Here is a 2,631-nt window from a genome sequence, read left to right on the forward strand (position 1 = left end):
TCGAAGCACATCAAAGGGGGTCAGTATTGGACGCCGATACCCCTCACACGGGGGTCAAACTTGCACGCCTAATCACATCGAACAGGGCAAGGGACGCAAGGGACTGGTACGTCATGCTGGCGCCGGACCTGCTCGACCTTCTGCGCCAGTGGTGGCGTTTGAAGCGGCCGCGCGGCTGGCTGTTTCCCGGCCAGCAACCAGCACAGCCGATCACCACGCGTCAGCTCGATCGCGCCTGCCACGCCGCCGCCGCGGCCGCCCGGCTCGACTAGCGGGTCTCGCCCCACACGCTGCGCCACAGCTTCGCCACCCACCTGCTGGAGCGGAAGACGGATATCCGCGTCATCCAGGTATTGCTCGGGCACCGGGAGCTCGACAGCAGCGCCCTCTACACGCGTGTGGCCCTAAAGACGATCCGCGAGGTCGAGAGCCCCCTCGCACTGCTGGCGCCGCCACCACCTCCGTAGCGGCACCGCGCCACCATGGTGGCGCGGCCTACCCTCGAGGTTGCGGATATCCTGAACCGGCATGGTGACAGCTTCGTCGCGCGCCATCGCGGGCATCTAAGCCTCGGCCAATTCAAGGTCATGTCCGCGATCCGGGCCTGCCGCACGGCGGCACTCGGCGGCCATGTCGCCGTGCGGGCGCCGGAGGGCAACGGCTGCGCCGAGCGCTTCATCCGCACGCTCAAGGAGAACCTGCTCTGGATCCACACCTTGGACACCGTCGAGGACCTGCGTCGCGCGCTGCTGGCCTTCAAGGAGACCTACAACACGACCTGGCTGATCGGCCGCCTCGGCCACCGCACGCCCACAGCCGTCAGAAACGACCTGCTTTCACCCGCGACAATCGCCGCGTAGGATCAATGTCGGTGTCTCACTATCCAGGGCCGGTACACTCCGGATTCACCGCAAACTGCACCAAACCCTTCCTTCGGCGCCGATTGAAGTACGCTGTTCAGATAACCGGACCAACTCTCTTCATCGTCTTTGCCTCGCTGCGTCGAGAAACGAGGCTCCAATTGCAATGTCTATGCACAGTGATCATGCCCCGAATAATGGAAGCTCTGTATAGGCCAAGTCACCCAGACGTGGCTTATGATCTCCCCGGAAGTACTTTGGCATCCGGTCCTTGAAGTAACGACCCCGCAAGCCCGCAATGGATCCGTTGGTGTCGATCGAGATGAAGAAAATGCGGCGCCGCGCGAGAAACACTCCAATCCCCTGAGAAAATCGAGCCACAAGGACCGGATCCGGGCAGTACACCACATGCGCAACTCTGACCGTACGTTTGAGGCGTCGGGAGACAGAGAAAACGAAGGGATAAGCACCATCCGGTGCTACACACCAAAGAGTCAGGCAGCCCAAATTCGCATGGGCCTCCACCAACGCGACATCGTCAGCAGACGCATTGGCTGGCGCGACAGTGTCTCCGGTGACATAGGCGACGGGGGTGCCCGAACGACCGGAAAGCAATGGTACGGAGAGGAACAACCCGTCAGCATAGCGCGTAAAGCCCTGTGCCTCCACGATCCTGCGTGTGTGTCGCTCCGGCGAGATGTTGATGTATGTCACGGCTTTGTCGCGCGTTGCCATGGTGACCAGCAGCGAACCGTAGCTTCGATAGGCTTCGTCAACGCACCAACTCGACAGGTTGCACCGAAGATGCGAACCGCCATTCACCGATACGCGTCGAAAGATCATCAGCAATACGCCGACGAGGTTCTCGCCAGCCGTCAAAACATAGCCAACATGCGAGTGGGCCAGATCCTCTGCATGGCGCGTAAGCCGATCCATGGCTCGTTTCCAATACGTCGCGTCGCGCTCCGGAAAACTCCGCGTGAGAAGTGCAACGAGGCGATCCCTGTCTTCCGCCCGGACACGGCGGCACGAGACGGAAGCAGGGCCTACACCAACACTCGATCCTCCGAACACGCCCGCTGAATGGGAGAGCATTGCTTAGACCACCACTGCACCGAAGGCAGCACGTTCATACAATTCAGTTGGCATATCGGGAACCTGCAAGAAACATCACAGCTCGGAAAGGCTCGACAAAGAAGGTCACAAGTCACGCCGCGGACGTTTTTGTCTCGATCCCGATCGCTTGCACCATCCTGGCTATGGAGTCGATCGAGCGAAAGCTTGCGGCGGTGACCCGCTCTGGGGGTATGAAGATGTCGAACGTTGCCTCTACCGCAAACATGAGATTGACCAAGTTCAATGACGACACGCCGGCATCGCTCAATGAGTCCGTTGCTCCTAATAACCGAAGGTTTGAATCTTTTGGCATTACGTCCTGGACGAGAGCCGTGATGGCCTCGACAATCGATTGGTCGAGTTCTGAAGACGTTGGCTTGGTCATCAAATTGCATCACTAGGGCTAACGCGTGTTTGCGTCTCAAAATAGGACAAATTTTTACTGCGGCAAATGAAAACGAGAATCGATCTTAACATCATGGCCGGACCTAAAAATCGAATGTGTTAGATCGTTTCTTAAAGTCAAAAGTGATCCTTACGGCGGTTCTCATCCGCAATAGAGGGACTAGGTCGTTAACAGTAATTACCCAGGCCATTTGGAGGCTGGTCAGGCGCTGACGGTCTGGAGAATGACCTGAAAGGCGTTGGTGCCGGG

At 58.8% G+C, this 2,631-nt stretch carries 3 protein-coding genes and 3 pseudogenes; 4 read left to right on the forward strand and 2 right to left on the reverse strand.

The features are described from left to right. The 4 genes and pseudogenes from M8523_RS37065 to M8523_RS36120 form a co-directional block, all read left to right on the forward strand. Positions 1 to 272: pseudogene (locus tag M8523_RS37065) on the forward strand (hypothetical protein); the annotation flags it as partial. Between the two features lie 63 nt (positions 273 to 335). Next, entirely contained in the window at positions 336 to 467 is a 132-nt protein-coding gene (locus M8523_RS37070) for a hypothetical protein (protein WP_428352056.1), read from the forward strand. A gap of 18 nt (positions 468 to 485) precedes the next feature. Next, positions 486 to 635: pseudogene (locus M8523_RS36115) on the forward strand (IS91 family transposase); the annotation flags it as partial. Between the two features lie 3 nt (positions 636 to 638). After that, positions 639 to 860 (forward strand): annotated as a pseudogene (locus tag M8523_RS36120) (integrase core domain-containing protein); the annotation flags it as partial. A 183-nt stretch (positions 861 to 1,043) separates the two neighbouring features. Here the strand turns inward: M8523_RS36120 and M8523_RS36125 are convergent. After that, positions 1,044 to 1,796, reverse strand: coding sequence for a hypothetical protein (locus M8523_RS36125; protein ID WP_282589614.1), 753 nt, complete (start codon positions 1,794 to 1,796; stop codon positions 1,044 to 1,046). Positions 1,797 to 2,067: 271 nt separating this feature from the next. Beyond that, positions 2,068 to 2,361: a phosphopantetheine-binding protein gene (locus M8523_RS36130; RefSeq protein WP_282589615.1), complete on the reverse strand. Its 294-nt coding sequence runs from the start codon at positions 2,359 to 2,361 to the stop codon at positions 2,068 to 2,070. Positions 2,362 to 2,631: the final 270 nt, after the last annotated feature.

It is taken from the genome of Lichenifustis flavocetrariae (assembly GCF_026130545.1).
In the GTDB taxonomy this organism is placed as follows: domain Bacteria; phylum Pseudomonadota; class Alphaproteobacteria; order Rhizobiales; family Beijerinckiaceae; genus Lichenihabitans; species Lichenihabitans flavocetrariae.

Excerpts from the sequence above, each read along its gene's own strand:
- M8523_RS36125 (WP_282589614.1), bottom strand. The coding sequence starts at position 1,796 with ATGGATCGGCTTACGCGCCATGCAGAGGATCTGGCCCACTCGCATGTT.
- M8523_RS36130 (WP_282589615.1), bottom strand. The coding sequence starts at position 2,361 with ATGACCAAGCCAACGTCTTCAGAACTCGACCAATCGATTGTCGAGGCC.